This window comes from Aquabacterium sp. (assembly GCF_004297345.1).
Classification (GTDB): domain Bacteria; phylum Pseudomonadota; class Gammaproteobacteria; order Burkholderiales; family Burkholderiaceae_C; genus Aquabacterium.
This window is the reverse complement of sequence record NZ_SCTN01000359.1, coordinates 1-3797: the sequence shown is the minus strand read 5'-3', so window position 1 is coordinate 3797 and position 3797 is coordinate 1. Positions and strand designations below refer to the sequence as shown.

Sequence of the window (3797 nt, the reverse complement as noted above, 5' to 3'; positions counted from 1 at the left end):
CAAATACCGAGGCCCGAAAGGCGCCAGTGCTTATGGCTACTACGCACCGTAAGACCACTGTCCGCCTGGGCTGCCTGCTGCTGGCGGGTGGGAGCGCTTTGTCTGCACAAGCACAGACACAAACCACCAAAATCCAGCCGACACTGGACCTGCAAGTACTGGCCACCGACAACGCCAATATTGCAAGCAATGGCCCGCGCCAAAGTGATGTGATCACCACGGCCACAGCCGGCGTGAACGTCAAGGCCAAAGGCGCCAACTCGAACATCGAGGGGCAGTACCGCCTGAGCGCAGTCAACTATGAACGCAACACGCAGCCCGACCGCATATTGCCCTCTGGTGCCCTGAATCTGCATACAGACATCGCACAGCGGGGTATCGGGCTGGACGCCAATGTGGCATCCGAACAAGTGCAGGCGAACTTCAACGCCACCACGTCGTCCACCACACCCAGCACGGCCAACACTTACACCAACACGCGCTACGGCCTGAGTCCCTATATCAGCCGCTCGCTCGACGGCGATACGCACATCGAAGCGCGTCTTGGCCGAAACTGGCTGAAATCCTCGCAAAACAGCACGGCTTTGGCTGCGCGCCCGAACTCCTACGCCGACGACCATCGCCTGCTCCTGACGCGCAAACCAACACGCATCGGCTACGAGCTGGATGCCGACTATCAAACCACGCATGTGTCCGGCCAATCCGACCCCAGCCTGACGCAAAGAACCGGCAAGGCATCGGTGTTGTACGCCCTGCTGCCAGAGCTTGAAGTCGGCCTGATTGCTGGCCGAGAAAGCACGCAAGTCCTCACCCGCCAACTGGACGACACCGTTCGTGGCGTGCGCTTTCAGTGGCAACCCAGTGAACGGACTTCGCTGAAAACGCGCCTCGAAGATCGCTTCTTTGGCAAAGCCTGGCAAGTGGACGCCACCCATCGTTCGCCCTGGTTGGCGCTGGGCTTCAATAGCAGCCGTCAGCCGGAAACCTACACGTCGTCCCTGGGCACGTGGCAAGCCGGCTCGTCGCTGCAAAGCCTGTACGACGCCATGCTGACCACGCGGATCACCAATCCCATCGATCGCAAGAACGCCGTCAATGACCTCATTGCGTCGCGCAACTTGCCTACGACCGTTGGCGCGACCAGAGACGCCTACGACCTGGGCGCCGTGCTGCGCGAGACGACCACGGGCCGGCTGGCCATCATGGGCCGCCGGGATGTACTGACACTGGCCGCGGGCCTGAACCGCTCACACCCCTTGCTGGTCGACTCCAGTGTCTCCCTGTTGCCGCCACCGCGCACCAAGGAGTACTTTTTCGACACCCAACTCAACCACCGTCTGACACCGCTGAGCACCCTCTCGGGCGGACTACGCTGGTCGCGCGCGCTCAATACGCCCGACGGACAGGCCCCCATCCTGTCACGCGATTTTTCATGGCGGGCCACACTCAATACAGCCCTGACGTCAGACGCCACGGCCTCCATGGGTTTCAAGCATCAGATCTCGCACACCCCGTCTACCAGCACCAACGATGAATCGTCGATGTTTGTGGGATTGGGCTATCGCTTCTAAAGAATGAACACAGGATGTACGAGTCGTATTTCGGCCTGACCGGGGCCCCTTTCCTGCTCAATCCAGACCCCAGCTTCTACTTTGACAGCCGGGGGCACAGCAGCGCCCTGTCCTACCTGAAATTTGGCCTGTATCAGGCCGAGGGCTTCATCGTCGTGACGGGCGACATCGGCGCGGGCAAGACCACGCTCGTGCGCACCCTGCTGAGCGACATCGACAACGAGAAGGTAGTGGCGGCCCAGTTGGTCAGCACCCAACTGGAAGCCGGCGACCTGCTGCGCTCGACCATCACGGCATTCGGCATCCCGCCCAAAGGGCAGAGCAAGGCGGAGTTGATCGCCACGCTGGAAGCCTATCTGACCTTGCTGGCCACGCAGAACAAGCGCGCGGTGCTGATCGTCGACGAGGCGCAAAACCTCAGCCGCGATGCCATTGAAGAATTGCGCATGCTGTCGAACTTCCAGTTCGGCAACCAGGCCTTGCTGCAAAGCTTCCTGATCGGCCAACCCGAATTGCGCGACATGCTGCTGTCTCGCAGCCTGGAGCAACTTCGTCAGCGCGTGATAGCCTCGTATCACCTCGGCCCCATGGACCGGGAAGAGACGCGACGCTACATCGAGCACCGCCTCAAGAAGGTGGGCTGGAACGACAACCCGCACTTTGACGAAGACGCCTTCGACGAAATCTTCCAGTGGACATCAGGCATCCCGCGTCGGATCAACCTGCTGTGCAATCGACTGCTTCTGGCCACGTTCCTGGCCGAAGGCCGCAGCATCACGTCCACGGACGTGGCGCGCATTGCCATGGAGATTCGCGCCGAAATCGGGGAACCCACGCTCACGCGCGTGGACAGCCACAACATCGCCCCAGCAGCGGCCAACCTGCCTGAGCCACAACGGCCGCTGGTGATGCCCACGCTGACCGACAGCGTGGAGGCCCCACTCGAAACACCCAAGTTCAGCAACGAACTGCTCAATCCGGACAGCGTACGCGGCCCACGCACCCACGCCTTCCTGATGGTAGCGGGCTCGCGTACGGGCTGCATTCGGGCTGCCGCGCTGCAAAAGGCGTTTGCCACCCGCACCGATCTGCCGGCCTTGAAACTGCTGACGATCAATGCCCCCGGGCAATTTGAACTCAACGGCGACTGGAGCGAGCACCTTGGTTTGCGCGAACCTGACTTCGTGCTGCGAGTGCCACCCGCCACGCCTGTTGGCCAGATGGCAGATGGCTTGCGCCAGCTCGATCACCTGCTGCATGAATACAACCCGGCGGCCCTCATCGTCCAGGGCGGCGATGACGCAGCCTTGATGGCCAGCCTGGCCGCCCATCGCCAGGGCGTACCCATCATCCACATGGAAGCTGGCCTGCGCAGTTTCGATCGCACGCGTGCGCAAGAAATCAACGCCATGATGTGTGATCACATGGCAGATCTGCTACTGACATCTGAATGGGTCGCGCACGACAACCTCACACGCGAAGGCATTTCTGCAGATCGCGTGCAGTTCGTTGGCAATCTGGTCATGGACACCATCCGGGCCATGTTGCCGCAGGCGTCCCCTCCGAAATACACCCTGCGGCAGTTTGATCAGTCACCCGAACTCTTGAAGAACAAGCAAGGCTACGGCGTTGTGCACCTGCATGGCGGAGGCATCGGCACCGAGCTGCAGCCTCTGGCCGAGTTGACAGCCATATTGAAATCCATCAGCCGTGATCTCCCCTTGATCTGGGTAGCGAACGAAACCACCCGACGGCTGATCAATCAGCATCACCTGCTGGCGGGTGTGGATGGCGCTCAACTGGCCGTACTGCCCGTGATCCCGTATTACAAAATGATTGGGCTGATTGGCACCGCAGCCTGCGTGTTGACCGACTCGTCGACCGTACAGGAAGAATCCACCATCCTGGGCGTACCCTGCCTGACCTTGCACAACTACACCGAGCGACGCATTACGGTAGAGCAAGGCACGAACATCGCCGTAGGGTGCAACAGCAGCCTGATACACCGCGCGGTGGCCGAAATTCTCAGAGGTGGCGGAAAGAAAGGCCGATTGCCCAAGTTCTGGGATGGCCTCACGGCCAGCCGCACCACCGAGCATCTTGCCGCATGGTGGAAACAGCGTGCACCCAGAGAGCAACTGATCAATCCGTCATGACCGACGTATCAATCAGTGACACCAGACGTTAACCCATTCAGGTGGGGGCATGCAAAGTCGCGAGCAGCCG

The 3797-nt window shown here is 60.9% G+C and carries 2 protein-coding genes; both read left to right on the top strand.

The window, feature by feature from the left end:
- Positions 1 to 32: 32 nt before the first annotated feature.
- On the top strand, positions 33 to 1571 hold the full coding sequence (locus EPO09_RS13270) for a TIGR03016 family PEP-CTERM system-associated outer membrane protein (protein ID WP_290643796.1): 1539 nt from the start codon (positions 33 to 35) through the stop codon (positions 1569 to 1571).
- Positions 1572 to 1585: 14 nt separating this feature from the next.
- The gene (locus EPO09_RS13265) at positions 1586 to 3727 is read left to right on the top strand and encodes an XrtA/PEP-CTERM system-associated ATPase (RefSeq protein ID WP_290643795.1); all 2142 of its coding nucleotides are present in this window, start codon (positions 1586 to 1588) and stop codon (positions 3725 to 3727) included.
- Positions 3728 to 3797 lie beyond the last annotated feature (70 nt).